This is a genomic window from Streptomyces sp. DT190, assembly GCF_049846985.1.
In the GTDB taxonomy this organism is placed as follows: domain Bacteria; phylum Actinomycetota; class Actinomycetes; order Streptomycetales; family Streptomycetaceae; genus Streptomyces.
The window spans coordinates 37,359-53,029 of the sequence record NZ_JBNCNM010000009.1; the positions used below are offsets into that span (position 1 = coordinate 37,359).

General features: G+C 72.9%; 15 protein-coding genes. 5 read left to right on the top strand and 10 right to left on the bottom strand.

Annotated features, from left to right (window positions below):
- Positions 1–3: 3 nt before the first annotated feature.
- The gene (locus ACPXCS_RS17695; protein WP_425945013.1) at positions 4–1,191 is read left to right on the top strand and encodes a sialidase family protein; all 1,188 of its coding nucleotides are present in this window, start codon (positions 4–6) and stop codon (positions 1,189–1,191) included.
- Here the strand turns inward: ACPXCS_RS17695 and ACPXCS_RS17700 are convergent.
- From ACPXCS_RS17700 to ACPXCS_RS17720, 5 genes are read right to left on the bottom strand one after another with little or no spacing between them, the layout of a single operon-like run.
- Entirely contained in the window at positions 1,188–2,120 is a 933-nt protein-coding gene (locus tag ACPXCS_RS17700; RefSeq protein ID WP_425945014.1) for a dihydrodipicolinate synthase family protein, read from the bottom strand. The genes ACPXCS_RS17695 and ACPXCS_RS17700 overlap by 4 nt on opposite strands.
- Positions 2,117–3,160, bottom strand: coding sequence for an oligopeptide/dipeptide ABC transporter ATP-binding protein (locus tag ACPXCS_RS17705; RefSeq protein ID WP_425945015.1), 1,044 nt, complete (start codon positions 3,158–3,160; stop codon positions 2,117–2,119). The genes ACPXCS_RS17700 and ACPXCS_RS17705 overlap by 4 nt, the downstream gene beginning before the upstream one ends.
- Positions 3,157–5,130: a dipeptide/oligopeptide/nickel ABC transporter permease/ATP-binding protein gene (locus ACPXCS_RS17710; RefSeq protein WP_425945016.1), complete on the bottom strand. Its 1,974-nt coding sequence runs from the start codon at positions 5,128–5,130 to the stop codon at positions 3,157–3,159. Before ACPXCS_RS17710 ends, ACPXCS_RS17705 begins: the two co-directional genes overlap by 4 nt.
- On the bottom strand, positions 5,127–6,089 hold the full coding sequence (locus ACPXCS_RS17715; RefSeq protein WP_425945017.1) for an ABC transporter permease: 963 nt from the start codon (positions 6,087–6,089) through the stop codon (positions 5,127–5,129). The genes ACPXCS_RS17710 and ACPXCS_RS17715 overlap by 4 nt, the downstream gene beginning before the upstream one ends.
- A 4-nt stretch (positions 6,090–6,093) precedes the next feature.
- Positions 6,094–7,725: an ABC transporter substrate-binding protein gene (locus ACPXCS_RS17720; RefSeq protein ID WP_425945018.1), complete on the bottom strand. Its 1,632-nt coding sequence runs from the start codon at positions 7,723–7,725 to the stop codon at positions 6,094–6,096.
- Between the two features lie 362 nt (positions 7,726–8,087).
- Here ACPXCS_RS17720 and ACPXCS_RS17725 point away from each other — a divergent pair, with 362 nt between their 5' ends.
- Entirely contained in the window at positions 8,088–8,537 is a 450-nt protein-coding gene (locus ACPXCS_RS17725) for a protein-tyrosine phosphatase family protein (protein ID WP_425945385.1), read from the top strand.
- Between the two features lie 13 nt (positions 8,538–8,550).
- Here the strand turns inward: ACPXCS_RS17725 and ACPXCS_RS17730 are convergent, their stop codons facing one another.
- Positions 8,551–10,032 carry an alpha/beta hydrolase gene (locus tag ACPXCS_RS17730; protein ID WP_425945019.1) on the bottom strand — a complete coding sequence of 494 codons (1,482 nt, stop codon included), beginning with the start codon at positions 10,030–10,032 and terminating at the stop codon, positions 8,551–8,553.
- 424 nt (positions 10,033–10,456) lie between these two features.
- Between ACPXCS_RS17730 and ACPXCS_RS17735 the strand changes: the two genes are divergently transcribed.
- From ACPXCS_RS17735 to ACPXCS_RS17745, 3 genes are read left to right on the top strand one after another with little or no spacing between them, the layout of a single operon-like run.
- The gene (locus tag ACPXCS_RS17735) at positions 10,457–10,672 is read left to right on the top strand and encodes a hypothetical protein (RefSeq protein ID WP_425945020.1); all 216 of its coding nucleotides are present in this window, start codon (positions 10,457–10,459) and stop codon (positions 10,670–10,672) included.
- 26 nt (positions 10,673–10,698) lie between these two features.
- Complete coding sequence (gene recO / locus ACPXCS_RS17740; RefSeq protein ID WP_425945021.1) at positions 10,699–11,445, top strand: DNA repair protein RecO; 747 nt, start codon at positions 10,699–10,701, stop codon at positions 11,443–11,445.
- Between the two features lie 16 nt (positions 11,446–11,461).
- Entirely contained in the window at positions 11,462–12,295 is an 834-nt protein-coding gene (locus ACPXCS_RS17745; RefSeq protein ID WP_425945022.1) for an isoprenyl transferase, read from the top strand.
- A 26-nt stretch (positions 12,296–12,321) separates the two neighbouring features.
- Here ACPXCS_RS17745 and ACPXCS_RS17750 read toward each other — a convergent pair whose 3' ends face one another.
- The 4 genes from ACPXCS_RS17750 to ACPXCS_RS17765 are packed head-to-tail and all read right to left on the bottom strand — an operon-like array spanning position 12,322 to position 15,473.
- Entirely contained in the window at positions 12,322–12,741 is a 420-nt protein-coding gene (locus ACPXCS_RS17750; RefSeq protein ID WP_425945023.1) for a Fur family transcriptional regulator, read from the bottom strand.
- A 58-nt stretch (positions 12,742–12,799) separates the two neighbouring features.
- The gene (locus tag ACPXCS_RS17755) at positions 12,800–13,702 is read right to left on the bottom strand and encodes a metal ABC transporter permease (protein WP_425945024.1); all 903 of its coding nucleotides are present in this window, start codon (positions 13,700–13,702) and stop codon (positions 12,800–12,802) included.
- Positions 13,702–14,469 (bottom strand): metal ABC transporter ATP-binding protein, encoded by a 768-nt coding sequence (locus ACPXCS_RS17760; protein ID WP_425945025.1) that lies wholly within the window; start codon positions 14,467–14,469, stop codon positions 13,702–13,704. The genes ACPXCS_RS17755 and ACPXCS_RS17760 overlap by 1 nt, the downstream gene beginning before the upstream one ends.
- A gap of 20 nt (positions 14,470–14,489) precedes the next feature.
- Positions 14,490–15,473: a metal ABC transporter substrate-binding protein gene (locus ACPXCS_RS17765; protein ID WP_425945026.1), complete on the bottom strand. Its 984-nt coding sequence runs from the start codon at positions 15,471–15,473 to the stop codon at positions 14,490–14,492.
- Positions 15,474–15,671: the final 198 nt, after the last annotated feature.

Sequence of the window (15,671 nt, forward strand, 5' to 3'; positions counted from 1 at the left end):
GGGATGAGACTCCTCAGCCGCACCCTCCTGGTCACCTCGGTCCTGCTCACCCCCCTCACCGCGGGCACCGCCACCGCGTCGGCCGTCCCCGGCTGCACGTCCTCCGTCCCGTACGTCTCGGGCGAGGGCGGCTACGCCACGTACCGCATCCCCGCCGCCCTCGCCACGCCCCGGGGCACGGTCCTCGCCTTCGCCGAGGGCAGACGCGGCGGGGCGGGCGACAGCGGCGACATCGACGTCGTCCTCAGACGCTCCACGGACGGCGGCTGCACCTGGGGCCCGCTCACCGTGGTCGCCGCCGGGGACGGTGACACCCGGGGCAACCCGGCACCCGTCGTCGACCCGCGCAGCGGCGCCGTCGTACTGCTGACCTGCTACAACAGCGGTGACGTGACGGAGGAGCAGATCATGCGCGGCGAGGTCACGCCCGCGCAGGGCCGCCGTGTCTTCGTGCAGCGCAGCCGGGACGACGGCCGGCACTTCACCCCGCCCCGCGAGATCACCGCGCAGGTCAAACGCCCGTCCTGGCGCTGGTACGCGACCGGCCCCGGCCACGCGCTCGCCCTCACCCACGGCCCCTTCGCGGGCCGTCTGGTCGTTCCCGCCAACCACTCGGCGTCCCCGCCGGCCGGCTCCCCCGACACCGGCCGCGAACCCCGCCACTACGGCGCCCACGCGCTCCTCAGCGACGACGGCGGCCGGACCTGGCGCACCGGCTTCGTCGACGACTCCTACGACGGCAGGGTCAACGCCAACGAGTCCACGGCGGCCCAACTCCCGGACGGCTCCGTCTACTTCAACGCCCGGGACCAGCACGGCACCGACGCGGGCCACCGCCTCGACAGCCGGTCGGGCGACGGCGGCACGTCCCTCGACCGGCCCTACACCGTGCAGCCGGCCCTGCACGACGTCCCCGTCGTCCAGGGCAGCGTCCTGCAACCGCCCGGCCGCCACGCTCCGTTGCTGTTCTCCGGCCCCTCGGTGCCCACCGCCCGCCGGGCGATGGCCGTGTGGCGCAGCACCGACGGAGGCGCCACCTTCACCAGGGCGCTGACGCTCTCGCAGCGGCCCGCGGCCTACTCCGACCTGGTGCCGCTGGGCCGCGGGGCGGTGGGCATCCTCTACGAGACCGGCGTGCGGGGCACGTACGAGACGATCGAGTTCCGCCGGATCCCGGCCGGTGAGCTCTAGAGCAGCCCGGCCGCGGTCAGGTGTCCGGCGACGCGTTCGACCTCGTCCGGTGACAGCGGGACCTGCGGGGTGGCCGTCGCCGGGCAGTCGATCACGCCCCGCAGGTGCAGTGCGGCCTTGAACGCCCCGATCGCCGAGGAGCCCGGGCCCATACGGGCCGGGTCGCCGACGGACACCATGCCGAACAGGGCGCACAGCCGCTCCTGTTCGGCCCGGGCCTGCGCGGTGTGCCCGGCGCGGCACAGGCGGTCGAGGCGGACGTAGCCGTGCGGGTCGACGTTGCCGAGGCCGGGCACCGTGCCGTCCGCGCCCAGGGCGAGGGCCGCGTCGACGATCAGCTCGGAGCCGGTCAGCACGCTGAAGCCGGTGATGCCCGGGTGGTCGCGGACACCGGTCACGACCTGCCGGAAGGCGGCCAGATCGCCGCTGGAGTCCTTCAGCCCGGCCAGGACGCCGTCGGCGGCCAGCTCCAGGACGACGTCCCCGGGCAGCTTCGTGTGGACGGCGACCGGGATGTCGTAGGCGATGACCGGGACGGGGCTCGCGGCGGCGACGGCGCGGTAGTGGCGGACGATCTCCGCCGGGTGGGTGCGGGCGTAGAACGGCACGGTGACGACGACCGCGTCCGCGCCCGCAGCGGTCACCGCGGCGACGTGGTCCAGCACACGGGGCGTGGTCATGTCGATCGCCCCGGCCAGCACCGGCAGCCGCCCGCCGGCATGGCGCGCGACCGACTCGACCACCAGCCTGCGCTGCGCGTCCGTCAGATAGGCCGCCTCGGAGGTCGAACCGAGCACGAACAGGCCGTGCACCCCGCCTTCCACCAGGTGGTCGACGAGCCTGAGCAGCGAGGGGACGTCCACCTCGCCGTCCGGTGTCAGGGGCGTGCACAGGGGCGGGATGACACCGGTCGGCGGGGTGCTCGTCATGGGGCCTCCATCGGGTCGCTCCGGTGGACGAGGTCACGGGTCGACTCGTCCTCCTGGACAGGATGGTGGCAGCGGAAGCGGTGCGCAGGGGCCGACGCGGCGGAGAACCCCGGCATCTCCTGCGCGCAGACGCCGTCCGCCTTCCAGCAGCGCGTGCGGAACGGGCAGCCGCTCGGCGGCCGGGTCGCCGACGGGACGGGACCGGCCAGCGGGATGGGCTCGATCGGGTCGAGCAGGCCGGGCGTGGCGGAGAACAGGGCGCGGGTGTAGGGGTGCCGGGCCCGGTCGGTGACCAGGGCCGCCGGGGACTCCTCGACGATCCGGCCCAGGTACATGGTGATCACCCGGTCGCTCATCCGCCGCACCGTCTGGATGTCGTGCGAGACGAACACCAGGGCCAGGCCCAGGCGTTCCTTCAGCTCCAGCAGCAGGTTGAGGATCTGGGCCCGGACGGAGACGTCCAGGGCGCTGGTCGGCTCGTCCGCCACGACCAGGTCCGGGTCCAGGGCCAGGGCCCGGGCGATCGCCACGCGCTGGCGCTGCCCGCCCGACAACTGCCCGGGCAGGGCGTCGGCGAGGGCCCGGGGGAGACCGACCAGGGACATCAGCTCCCGCACCCGCTCCTCGCGTCCGGCGCGGGTGCCCCGGTCGTGCACGTCCAGCGGGTCGCGCAGGATCCGCCGGACGGGCAGACGGCGGTTCAGGGCCGTCGACGGGTCCTGGAAGATCATGCCGGTGCTCGCGCCGACGGTCCTGCGGCGCTCGGCGGCCGGCATCGCCCACAGGTCCCGCCCCCGGAACGTCACCGTCCCGCGGACCGGCCGCTCCACCCCGACGAGCACCTTCGCCAGGGTCGACTTGCCGCAGCCCGACTCGCCGACCACGCCGACCGTCTCACCGGGCGCGACGGCCAGGTCCGCCCCGGTCAGGGCGTACACCCGGTCCCGGGTGAACAGGCCGCCGCTGCGGGCCCTGTGCACGACGTGCGCGCCGGCCAGTTCCACCAGGGCGGGGGCGGGCGTGCGGACCGGCTCGCTCATGACACCGCCTCGGTCCCGGTGGCCGACAGCTCTATGGCCGGGTGATGGCAGGCCGCCGTGTGCGCCGGCGTACCGGTCAGGACGGGAGCCGTCGCCCGGCACACCTCGCTCGCGCGGGGGCACCGGCCGGCGAAGCGGCAGCCCGCCGGGAAGTCGGCCGGGGACGGCACGACGCCCTTGATCTGCAGCATGCGCTCCTGCCCCGACTCCAGCGACAGCACGCTCCCGAGCAGGCCGCGCGTGTAGTGGTGGGCCGGGGCCTCCACCAGGTCGGCGGTGACACCCGTCTCCACGACCTGCCCGCCGTACATCACCACCACCCGGTCGGTGACGTCCGCGATCAGGGCCAGGTCGTGCGAGACCAGGATCAGCGCGAAGCCCAGCTCCTCGCGCAGCCGCAGCAGCAGCTCCATGACCTGCGCCTGCACGGTGACGTCCAGTGCGGTCGTCGGCTCGTCGGCGACGATCAGCTTCGGGTCCCGGGAGAGGGCCATCGCGATCAGGACGCGCTGGCGCTGCCCGCCGGACAGCTCGTGCGGATAGCTGCGCAGGGTGCGCTCGGGGTCCAGGCCGACCATCGTCAGCAGCTCGACGGCGGAGCGCCGCCCGCCGCGCCGCACGACCTGCCGCAGCTGGGCGCGGATCGTCATGGCCGGGTTCAGGGAGGACAGCGCGTCCTGGTAGATCATCGCCATCTCGTGGCCGAGGAGCCTGCGGCGTACGCGCATCGGCTCGGCGAGCAGGTCCCGCTGGTGGAAGCGGACCTGTCCGCGCACCCGCGCCTCCCTCGGCTGCAGCCCCATGACCGCCAGCGCGGTCAGCGACTTGCCGCAGCCCGACTCGCCGACCAGTCCGAGCACTTCACCGGGGTGCACCTCGAAGCTGATGCCGTCCACGACGTCCACGCCGCCGTGCCGCCGGTCGAAGCCGATGGCGAGGTTCTCCACCGCGAGCACCGGCTGCCCGTCCCGGGGGACGTGCCGGGCCCGGGACCGCAGCCTGCGCGCCGCCTCCGGCAGGCCCGGCAGCGGCACGATCCGGCCGCTGCCGGGCTCCGGCGCCTCCAGCCGGTCGTCCTCCGGTGCCCTCACCTGCCGGTCCGACGGGGCCGCCCACGCGTCGGACACGCCCTCGGACAGCACGTTCAGGGACAGCACCGTGACCAGCATCAGCAGCCCCGGGAACACGGTCGCCCACCAGCCCCCGGTCAGCACCATGTTCTTGCCGTCGGCGATGACGCTGCCCCAGGACGGGTCCGGCGGCCGCACGCCCGCCCCGATGAAGGACAGCGACGCCTCGAAGACGATCGCCTCGGCGACCTGGACGGTGCAGAACACCAGCACCGGGGCGGCGCAGTTGACCGCCACGTGCTTCAGCACGATGTGCGGCGTGCGGGCGCCGATGACCCGCTCCGCCGTCACGTAGTCCTCGCCGTACTGGTCGAGGACGTTGGCCCGGACCACCCGGGCCACCGGTGGGATGAACAGGAACGCGATCGCGCAGATCAGCACCGTGATCCCGCCGCCGAACACCGCCACCAGCACGGCGGCCAGCGCGATGCCCGGGAACGCCATCACCACGTCCAGGCAGCGCATCAGCGTCTCGTCGACGGCCTTGCGCGAGGTCGCCGCGACCGCCCCGAGCAGCGCGCCGGCCACCAGGGCGAGCCCGGTCGCGCCGAGCCCGATCGCGAGCGACCAGCGCGCCCCGTACATCAGCCGGCTCAGGATGTCCCGGCCGAGGCTGTCCTGGCCCATCCAGTGCCCGGCGGACGGGTGCCCGGTGCCGTCGACCGGCGGCTGCTGGTCGAGCGGGTCGTGCGGGGCGAGGAGCGGCGCGAGCAGGGCCATGAGGACGACGACCGCCAGGAAGCAGACGGCGATCTTCGACAGCGGCGGCAGCCGGCGCCGGCCGCGCAGCCGCACCCCGGGCCGGGACAGGGCCGTGGAAAGGCTCTTGCGGGTCCTCACGTGCGCGCATCCCTCAGTCGCGGGTTGACCAGCAGGTAGAGGACGTCGATGACCAGGTTCACGACGACGAACCCGGCCGCCGTGGTCAGCACGACGCCCTGGACGACGGCCGGATCGCCGTTCTTCACGGCGTCGATCATCAGCTTGCCCATGCCCGGCAGCGAGAAGATCGTCTCGATGACGACCGCGCCGCCGAGGAGGTAGCCGACCCGCAGGCCGAGCACGGTGAGCGGGTTGATCAGGGCGTTCCGCAGGACGTTCCGCCCGACCACCACCCGGGGCGGCAGCCCGCTGCCGATCGCCGTCCGTACGTAGTCCTTGTCCAGTTCCTCCACCACGGCCGTGCGCACGATCCGGGTCAGCTGCGCGGCCACGGGCAGCGACAGCGCGCACGCCGGCAGGGTCATGGTCCTCAGCCAGCCGGTGAAGGAGTCGGCCGGGTTGATGTAGCCGCCGGTGGGGAACCAGCCCAGGTCGACCGCCAGGTACTGGATCATCAGCAGCGCCAGCCAGAAGCCGGGAGCGGCGACCCCGGTGAGCGAGGCGACCCGGATGATCTGGTCGGGCAACCGGTCCCGGTGGACGGCCGCCGTGACGCCCCCCACCAGGGACAGCACCACCGCGATGCCCAGCCCCAGGAAGGTGAGCTGGAGGGTGAGCGGCAGCGCGGTGGTCACCTGGTCGATCACCGGCGCCCGGGTCAGCGCGCTGGTGCCCAGGTCGCCGTGGAGCAGGTCGGCGACGAAGGCGGCGTAGCGCACCGGCAGCGGGTCGAGCAGGCCGTGTTCCTCGCGGAAGTCGCGCAGTTGCTGCGGGGTGGGGTTGGCGCCCTGGAAGAACGCGGACGCCGGGTCGACGTCCGAGAACCGCATCACCAGGAACACGAACAGCACGATGCCGAGCATCAGCGGCACGAGCAGGGCGACGCGGCGGAGCAGGATGCGCAGGACGGCCGTCATGCCGCTAGGCCCACGTGGCCCGGAGGAGGTTGATGCCCGGGTAGGGCTGGGCCCTTATGCCGCTGAGCCGCTTCGGGTCCCAGGCCGTCATCAGCTCGTTGTGGACGACCGGGTAGAGCACGGCCTGTTCGGCGACGACGTCGATGTAGTCCTGGACCATCGCCTTCTTCTTGTCCGGGTCCGGCTGCCGGGTCGCCCGGTCCATGTCCGCGAAGAGCCGCTTGGCGACGGGGTGCGAGGCCCACCGGGCGTACTGCATCCACAGGTTCCCGGGCCCGTAGTTGTAGTGCATGATCAGGTCGGCGTCGACACCGAACTGGTTGGGGTTCGAGGCGGCGGCCACGACCTGGTAGTCCTGCTTCTGGTCCATCTTCGTGAAGACGGCCGTGGTCTCCTGCGGGGACAGGGTGGTCCGCACGCCGATCGCGTCCCAGGACGCCTTGATCGTCGGCAGGCAGTCGACGATCCAGCTGACGTTCACGGCCAGCAGGTCGATGCTCAGCCCCTTGACCCCGGCCGCCTCGAGCAGCGCCTTCGCCTTGTCGGGGTCGTGGTCGTAGACGGTCTTCGCCCGGCGGTAGGACGGGTTGCTCTCGTCCAGGAAGGAACTCGACGGCGTGCCGTGGCCCTTGAGCGCCACCTCCACCATCTTCTCGGTGTCGATGGCGTAGTGCAGGGCCTGGCGCACCCGCACGTCGTCGAAGGGCTTGCGCCGGGTGTTGAACATCAGGAACAGGTTGTTCATCCCGGCGCCGCCGGCCACCGTCAGCCCGCTGCTCTCCAGCCGGCCGATGTTGGCGTAGGGGATGTTGTCCGCGATCTGCGCGCCCGCGCTCGACCCGGAGATCCTGGCGACGCGGGGGGCCGCGTCCACGATCGTCAGCCAGTTCATCCTCCGGAAGGCCGGCTTGCGCGGGCCGTTGTAGCCGTCGAACGCCTCGAAGGTCGTGTTCGACTTGGGGTGGTGCGCGGTCTGCCGGTAGGGGCCCGAGCCGATCGCCTTGCCCTTGATGGCGTCGTCCCAGGCGCCCGGCCGCCCGAACACGTGCCTCGGCATGACCTTGGCGAGCGTCAGCCGTGAAAGCCCCTCCGGGAAGGGGAACTTGAGCACCAGCTCGACGTTCCGCGCGTCGATCTTCCGGACCTCCTTCAGCCAGCTCGCGAAGAAGCCCTTGGCGAGGGTCTGGGTGTCCGGGTCGAGGATCCGGTCGAAGACGAAGACCACGTCGTCGGCGGTCACGGGCTTGCCGTCGTGGAACGTCGCACCGGCCCGCAGGGTGAACCTCCAGGACGTGCCGCCCGGGTCCTTCGGCACCTCGGTCGCCAGGGCGGCGTACGGCTCCCGGGAGATCGGGTCCGTATCCAGCAGGCCCTCGTAGATGTGGTGGTTGGCGGCCATGGAGAACGCGGACGCCGTCTGCGTGGGGTCCCAGCTGCCGTCGTTGCCGTAGCCGATCACCGCGGTCAGCGTCCGGTTCGCCCCGCTGCCGCCGTCGCCGGTGTCGTTCGTGGACTCCGGCCCCGACGAACAGGCCGACAGCGACGCGGAGACGGCGGCGGCCGCGCCCAGCGCGCCGGTGTACTTCAGGAACGACCGGCGGTGCAGCGCCGGCACGTCAGGGGTCACGTCGCGCACGGGTCCTCCAGCGAGAGGTCTGGGGGGAGGGGACTGACTTGAGGAGATACGACGTCCTACGTCCTGTGGTCAGCGCGACCATAGGAGGGGCCGTGGAGCCGGTCAAGGGCTCGCACACGAATGGCCCATCCGCCGGAGGCCGCACCCATGGCACGGACGCGTGGCCCGGGTTGACGCCCTGTCAGGGGCGCTGCGGTACCGGGTACCGCCGGAGGTGGGACGTCGGACTCCCGGGACCCGCACGGTGCCCGGCGGGCCCTGGCCGTGCACTTCGGGGGCGCCGGGGCGCGGACGGCCCGAAAGGCCCGGGAGCCCGGCGGTCCGGGCTGATCCCGCCGCCGGCGGGGCGCGGGGGCGGCATGATGGCGGGTGTGAGCGACCTGTGGAGCGAGCACGACACCGGCGTGCTGCGCCTGCCCTCCGGCCGGGCGGTGCGCGGCCGGGGCCTGCGCCACCCCCTGGACCCCGCCGCGCCCCTCCCCTCGTACGGCCTGTACCTGCTGGGCCGCCGCCCGCCCGCGGTCTCCTGGGAGTCGGACTGGATCCGCTGGCCCGACTTCCGCCTCCCGGCCGACCCGGAGGCCGCCCGGGCCGCCCTGGCCGGGGCGTGGGAGCGGGCCGCCGGGGAGCGGGTGGAGATCGCCTGCGGGGGCGGGCGGGGCCGTACGGGCACGGCCCTGGCCTGCCTCGCGGTCCTGGACGGCGTCCCCGCCGCGCAGGCCGTGGCCTACGTCCGCCGGCACTACGACCGGCGGGCGGTGGAGACGCCCTGGCAGCGGCGGTACGTACGGCGCTTCGGCCGCCCCCGCTGACGCCGGGCCGCCGTCAGGCGCAGTACAGGTCGGAGCCGGGCCGCTTGCCGGTGGCGAGGAAGCGGGAGACGGTCCGGTCGCCGCAGGCGTTGCCGTTGGCGAGGTAGGCGTCGTGGCCGGTGGAGTTCACGGTGACCATGACCGCCCGGTCGCCGAGCGCCCGGCGCAGCTTCAGGGCGCCGCCGAGCGGGGTGGCGACGTCCCGCTCGTTCTGCACGAGCAGCACGTTGGACGGCCCGCGGCCGGTGATCCGCACGGCCGGCTCCCGCGGCTCGTAGGGCAGGGCGGCGCACGCCATCGGCCCGCGCGGCATGCCCGCCGTGAGCGGGAACCTCACCCGGCTCTCGGCGACGTCCTTCTCGTACGCGGCGGCGGAGTCCGGCCAGTCGACGTCGTTGCAGATGGTGCCGAGACCGACCGCGGCGACGTTCTGCAGCACGGACTCGGGCGGGGATCCGGGCGCGGGCGGCACCGTGCCCGCGCGGGCGGCCAGGATCGTCCGGGCCAGGACGGGATAGTCGTCCGGGTCGTAGAGGCTGGACAGCATGGTCTGGCGGAGCTCGTTGCCGTCGAGCCGCCCGCTGCCGGAGCCGGGCCACGGCAGGGGCTCGCGGTCCAGCCGGGCGGCGAGGCGCAGGAAGCCGGAGCGCACCTCGGCGGCCGTGCGGGCCAGCCGGTGCGGATTGCCCGGCCGCGAGGCCCAGGCGGCGAACTCGGGGAAGTTGTCCTCGACGCCCCGCTCGAAGGCGGCGAGCCAGCCGCGGGTCACCCGGGTGGGGTCGGGGTCGTTGTTGCTGTCCAGCACGACGCGGTCGGTGCGGTGCGGGAACAACTGGCGGTAGACCGCGCCGACATACGTGCCGTAGGAGACGCCCCACGCGGAGATCCTGGACTCCCCGAGCGCGGCCCGGACGCGGTCGAGGTCGCGGGCCTCGTTGGCGGTGCTGATGTGCCGGATCAGCTCACCGCCGTTGCGCCCGCAGGCCTCGGTCATGCGCCGGGCCGTGGCCATGTTCCCGGCCACGGAGCCGTCCGGGGCGGGCCAGGGCAGCAGCTTGGTCCTGCCGAGGTCGGCGGGGTCGAGCTTGCAGTCGACGGCGGTGGAGGGGGCCATGCCGCGCGGCGCGAAGCCGATGAGGTCATAGGCGTCGCGCACCTGCTGCGGCAGCTTCTGCCCCTTGCCGGAGGGGTCGGCGAGGCTCTCCCCGCCCGGGCCGCCGGGGATCAGCAACAGCACGCCCCGGCGGGCGGACGGCTTCTCGCTCGGGATGCGGGAGACGGCGATCTGCAGGGTCCGCCCGTCCGGGTCGGAGTAGTCCATCGGGACCTCGACGGTGGCGCACCGCTGCCGGGGGTCGAGGCCTTCTCCCGGGCAGGCGGACCACTTCAGCGGCTCGGCGCTGCCGGCGGACGCGGTCAGCGGGACGGCGAGACAGAACAGGACCGCCGAGGCGGCGGCCCATGAGGCGCGACGGAAGATCTGCTGGGTGTCCATGCGCCGATCCTGACGGGCCCCGGCCCCAGCCCCCATCCGGCCAACTCCCGCATCGCGACGGGGGTTTACCCCCCGGCCCGGACGTCGCGCGCACGACGTGACCGGGCCCGAACCCCTGGGCGCCCTCCCGCAGTTGTACGGCACAGACCCTCCCCGAGTGTAGACGCGGAGAGTCACCGGTAAGACGCGAAGAGTGAAACTCCGCAAGGGCGGGGAGCACGGTGGAGGCACGACGTTCGGCGCTCTGCGCCGAAGGAGCGGAGGACACGGTGAAAGAATTGCGGGCAGAACTCGCCAAGGCCGGAATCATCCAGCCCTCATCCGGACCCGACCCGGTGAGTTTCGCGTGGAAAGCGCCCTGCCCGCTCACGGAGCCGGCCCGGCGCTGCGCCCCGGCCGCACGCCGGACCGCGGCGGTGGTGCGATGAAGCCCCCCGTCGGCGCCTACGTCGTGGACACCCGCAGCGGACGCATCGGCATCGTCATGGGGCACGAGGGCCCCTACGTCCAGTTGCGGCCGTACGGGGGCGGCCGGGAATGGGACGCCGACCCCGGCACCGTCCGGCACGCCACCCCGGCCGAGCGGCTGCGCGCGGCGACCGCGTATGCCAACGCCCGCAGCAGGGGCGAGGTCCCTTGACGCGCTGACCCTGCGAGAATGGCGCCATGAGTCTGTTCCGCGACGACGGCATCGTGCTGCGCACCCAGAAGCTGGGTGAGGCGGACCGGATCATCACGCTGCTCACGCGCGGTCACGGCCGGGTGCGCGCGGTGGCCCGGGGCGTGCGCCGGACGAAGTCGAAGTTCGGTGCGCGCCTCGAACCCTTCTCCCACGTCGACGTGCAGTTCTTCTCCAAGGGCAGCGAACTGGTCGGACGCGGCCTGCCGCTGTGCACCCAGAGCGAGACCATCGCGCCCTACGGCGGCGGCATCGTCACCGACTACGCCCGGTACACCGCCGGCACCGCCATGCTGGAGACCGCCGAGCGGTTCACCGACCACGAGGGCGAGCCGGCCGTGCAGCAGTACCTGCTGCTCGTCGGCGCGCTGCGCACCCTCGCCCGGGGGGAGCACGCGCCGCACCTCGTGCTCGACGCGTTCCTGCTGCGCTCCCTCGCCGTCAACGGCTACGCCCCCAGCTTCGGCGACTGCGCGAAGTGCGGCATGCCCGGGCCGAACCGCTTCTTCTCGGTGGCCTCCGGGGGCTCGGTCTGTGCCGACTGCCGGGTGCCCGGTAGCGTCGTACCGTCGCCGCAGACGCTCGAACTGCTGGGCGCGCTGCTTACGGGAGACTGGGGGACGGCCGACGCCTGCGAGGCGCGGTACGTCCGGGAGGGCAGCGGCCTGGTGTCCGCCTATCTGCACTGGCATCTGGAGCGCGGGCTGCGCTCGCTTCGGTACGTGGAAAAGTAAGGGAGACGAGAAGCACATGGTCGTACGCGGGTTCCTGGGGCGTCAGCGCCGCGAGTACAGGGCGCCGGAGCCGCATCCGTCCGGTGCCCGCGCGCCGAAGCTCCCCGGCGAGCTGATCCCGAAGCACGTGGCGATCGTCATGGACGGGAACGGCCGCTGGGCGAAGGAGCGGGGGCTGCCGCGTACCGAGGGGCACAAGGTCGGCGCCGAGCGGGTGCTGGACGTCCTCCAGGGCGCGGTCGAGATGGGCGTCGGAGCGATCTCGCTGTACGCCTTCTCCACCGAGAACTGGAAGCGGTCACCGGAGGAGGTGCGCTTCCTGATGAACTTCAACCGCGACTTCATCCGCAAGACCCGCGACCAGCTCGACGAGCTCGGCATCCGCGTGCGGTGGGTCGGCCGTATGCCCAAGCTGTGGAAGTCGGTCGCCAAGGAGCTCCAGATCGCCCAGGAGCAGACCAAGGACAACGACAGGCTCACGCTGTACTTCTGCATGAACTACGGCGGGCGGGCCGAGATCGCGGACGCGGCGCAGGCGCTCGCCGAGGACGTGAGGGCGGGGCGGCTGGATCCGGCCAAGGTCAACGAGAAGACCTTCGCCCGGTACCTGTACTACCCGGACATGCCGGACGTCGACCTGTTCCTGCGGCCCAGCGGTGAGCAGCGCACCTCCAACTACCTTCTCTGGCAGAGCGCCTACGCCGAGATGGTCTTCCAGGACGTGCTGTGGCCGGACTTCGACCGGCGCGACCTGTGGCGGGCCTGCGTCGAGTTCGCCTCCCGGGACCGGCGCTTCGGCGGGGCGATCCCGAACGAGGAGCTGCTGGCCATGGAGGGCAGGCAGGAGTAGGCGCGCGGGGTGGCGCCGCCGGCGGCTCAGCCGCCGGCGGCGGCCGCGCAGTCGGCGCAGGTGCCGAAGATCTCCACCGTGTGGGCCACGTTGACGTAGCCGTGCTCGGCGGCGATGGCCTCGGCCCACTTCTCCACGGCCGGGCCCTCCACCTCGACGGCCTTGCCGCAGCCGCGGCACACGAGGTGGTGGTGATGGTCGTCGCTGGAGCAGCGGCGGTAGACGGACTCGCCGTCGGCGGTGCGCAGGACGTCGACCTCGCCGGCGTCGGCGAGGGACTGCAGGGTGCGGTAGACCGTGGTGAGCCCGACCGAGTCGCCCTTGTGCTTGAGCATGTCGTGCAGTTCCTGCGCGCTGCGGAACTCGTCGACCTCCTGCAGGGCCGCCGCCACAGCGGCCCGCTGCTTGGTGGCGCGGCCCTTCACGGACGGTCCAGCGGTCGTCACCGTTGCCTCCTCACGTCTGCCTTGCCCGGGCCATTGTGCCAGCCCGTACCGGGGGCGGTCAGACGCCGACCTCGTCGGCGGCCTCCCGGCTGCCCGGAATCGCGCACTCGGTGGGATCGCCCGTGCTCTGCGCGGCGGCCCGGGCCCGGGCGCGGCGACGGGCCAGCGGGGCCGCGAGCGCCGTCAGCGCGATGAACGCGCCGATGGTGAGCAGCACGATCGTCGCCCCGGGGGGCACGTCCTGGTAGTACGAGGTGACCGTGCCGCCGATCGTCACGCTCACGCCGATGGCGACGGCGACCACGAAGGTCGCGGCGAAGCTGCGGGCGATCTGCTGGGCGGCCGCCACGGGCACCACCATCAGGGCGCTCACCAGGAGCAGCCCGACCACGCGCATCGCCACCGTCACCGTGACCGCCGCGGTGATCGCCGTGAGCAGGTTCAGCGCGCGCACCGGCAGGCCCGTCACCCGCGCGAACTCCTCGTCCTGGCTCACCGCGAACAGCTGCCGGCGCAGGCCCAGGGTGACGGCCACGACGAACGCGGCCAGCACGCAGATGGCCGTGACGTCCGACTCCGAGACCGTCGACAGGGAGCCGAACAGGTACGAGGTCAGGTTGGCGTTGGAGCCCGTCGGCGCGAGGTTGATGAACATCACACCGCCGGCCATGCCGCCGTAGAAGAGCATCGCCAGGGCGATGTCGCCGCGCGTCCTGCCGTACCAGCGGATCAGCTCCATGAGGACCGCGCCGAGGACGGAGACGAGGGTCGCCATCCACACCGGGGACCAGCTCAGCAGAAAGCCGAGGCCGACGCCGGTCATCGCCACGTGGCCGATGCCGTCGCCCATCAGGGCCTGGCGGCGCTGCACGAGGTAGATGCCGACGGCCGGGGCGGTGATGCCGACCAGGACGGCGGCGAGCAGGGCCCGCTGCATGAAGGCGTAGTCGAGGAAGTCCATCAGCTCAGCAGTCCCGTGCGGATCGGTTCGGCGCCCGCCGGCGCGTGCGGGTGTACGTGGTCGTGGCCGGGCAGGGCGTGCTGTCCGACGGCCTTCGGGGGCGGGCCGTCGTGGACGACGCAGCCGTCGCGCAGCACGACCGCCCGGTCGATCAGGGGCTCCAGCGGGCCCAGTTCGTGCAGCACGAGCAGGACCGTCGCGCCCTGGGAGACCTGTTCCCGGAGCGTGTGCGCGAGGACCTCCTGGCTGGCCAGGTCGACGCCCGCCATCGGCTCGTCCATGATCAGCAGCTCGGGCTCGGAGGCGAGGGCGCGGGCGATCAGCACGCGCTGGTGCTGCCCGCCGGAGAGGGCGTCGACCGGGTCCTTGGCCCGGTCGGCCATGCCGACGAGCTCCAGGGCGCGCCGCACGGCCGCGTGGTCGGCCTTGCGCAGCACGCCGAAGCGGGCCCGGGACAGGCGTCCGGCGGAGACCACCTCGGTCACCGTGGCGGGCACGCCGGAGGCGGCCGTGGTGCGCTGCGGGACGTAGCCCACGCGGTGCCAGTCGTGGAACCGGCCGCGGTCGGTGCCGAACAGCCGGATCTCGCCGGCGGTGGCCTGCACCTGGCCGATGACGCTGCGCACGGCCGTCGACTTGCCCGAGCCGTTGGCGCCGAGCAGCGCGACGACCTCGCCGCGGCGGACGGTGAGGTCGATGCCGCGCAGCACCAGGCGCGAGCCCAGCTCCGCGCGGACGCCGCGCAGGGATACGACGGGCTCGGTCATGCCGTCCTCCGATGGGTCGATCACTTGGCTCCCAGGGCCTTCTGCAGGGCCTTGAGGTTGGCTTCCATGACCTGGAAGTAGTCGTCGCCGCGGGACTTGTCGGTGATGCCCTCCAGCGGATCGAGGACGTCCGTCTTCAGGTTCGCGTCGCGGGCGAGGGTCTTCGCGGTCTTGTCGGAGACCAGTGTCTCGTAGAAGACGGTGGTGACGCCGTCGGCCTTGGCCTCCTCCTGGAGCTCGCGCACCCGGGCGCCGCTGGGCTCGCTCTCCGGGTCGAGGCCGGAGATGGCCTCCTGGGTGAGGCCGTAGCGCTCGGCGAGGTAGCCGAAGGCGGCGTGGTTGGTGAAGAAGACCTTGGTCTTCGTGTTCTTCAGGCCGTTCTCGAACGCGCTGTTCAGGCCGTTCAGCTTCGTGACCAGGGCCGCGGTGTTCTTCTTGTAGTCGGCCGCGTGCTCCGGGTCGGCCTTCTCGAAGGCCTTGCCGACGCCCTCGGCGACCTCGGCGTACTTCACCGGGTCCAGCCAGACGTGCGGGTCGCGGGCGTGCTCCTCCTCCTCGGAGTGGCCTTCCTCCTCGGAGTGGCCTCCCTCCTCGGAGTGGCCCTCCTCACCCTCGTGGCTGTGGCCGCCGGTGCCGTGGTCCTCGAGGGTGGTGAGCGTGGCCGCGTCGATCTTCGTCTTGATGCCGGTCTGCGCGACCGCCTCGTCGACGGCGGGCTGCAGGCCCTTGAGGAAGAGCGCCGCGTCGGCCTCCTCCAGCTGCGCCCGCTGCTTGGTGCTGATCTCCAGGTCGTGCGGTTCCTGGCCCGGCTCGGTCAGGCTGGAGACGTTCACGTGGTCGCCGCCGATCTGCTCGGCGAGGAACGCCATCGGGTAGAAGGAGGCGACGACGTCGAACTTGTCCGTGTTGCCCGTCGCCGCGCTGTCGCTGGAGCAGGCGGTCAGGGCGCCCAGGCCGAGAGCGGAGGCGAGGGCGGCGGGTATGAGGCGTCGTCGTACGTTCATGACACTCATTTTCAACAAATATGGAAACCGTTGTCAACAAACGTCCCGACCGGGGCCTTGAGGGCGCCGGAGGGGGAGCGATTTGATTGAGGGGGCGCCCCCGCCGGTAACCTGAGTCATTCGCTGGAAGCGCCTCGTTTCGCCCGCCCGTCTCCCGACCACCACCCCTCATCGAGGCACTTCGCGCCGCCCCCGTCA

Bases quoted from the DNA above. Each gene is read 5' to 3' on its own strand.
- ACPXCS_RS17695 (WP_425945013.1), top strand. From the start codon at position 4: ATGAGACTCCTCAGCCGCACCCTCCTGGTCACCTCGGTCCTGCTCACC.
- ACPXCS_RS17700 (WP_425945014.1), bottom strand. From the start codon at position 2,120: ATGACGAGCACCCCGCCGACCGGTGTCATCCCGCCCCTGTGCACGCCC.
- ACPXCS_RS17705 (WP_425945015.1), bottom strand. From the start codon at position 3,160: ATGAGCGAGCCGGTCCGCACGCCCGCCCCCGCCCTGGTGGAACTGGCC.
- ACPXCS_RS17715 (WP_425945017.1), bottom strand. From the start codon at position 6,089: ATGACGGCCGTCCTGCGCATCCTGCTCCGCCGCGTCGCCCTGCTCGTG.
- ACPXCS_RS17725 (WP_425945385.1), top strand. From the start codon at position 8,088: ATGGCGGGTGTGAGCGACCTGTGGAGCGAGCACGACACCGGCGTGCTG.
- ACPXCS_RS17730 (WP_425945019.1), bottom strand. From the start codon at position 10,032: ATGGACACCCAGCAGATCTTCCGTCGCGCCTCATGGGCCGCCGCCTCG.
- ACPXCS_RS17735 (WP_425945020.1), top strand. From the start codon at position 10,457: ATGAAGCCCCCCGTCGGCGCCTACGTCGTGGACACCCGCAGCGGACGC.
- recO (WP_425945021.1), top strand. From the start codon at position 10,699: ATGAGTCTGTTCCGCGACGACGGCATCGTGCTGCGCACCCAGAAGCTG.
- ACPXCS_RS17745 (WP_425945022.1), top strand. From the start codon at position 11,462: ATGGTCGTACGCGGGTTCCTGGGGCGTCAGCGCCGCGAGTACAGGGCG.
- ACPXCS_RS17755 (WP_425945024.1), bottom strand. From the start codon at position 13,702: ATGGACTTCCTCGACTACGCCTTCATGCAGCGGGCCCTGCTCGCCGCC.
- ACPXCS_RS17760 (WP_425945025.1), bottom strand. From the start codon at position 14,469: ATGACCGAGCCCGTCGTATCCCTGCGCGGCGTCCGCGCGGAGCTGGGC.
- ACPXCS_RS17765 (WP_425945026.1), bottom strand. From the start codon at position 15,473: ATGAACGTACGACGACGCCTCATACCCGCCGCCCTCGCCTCCGCTCTC.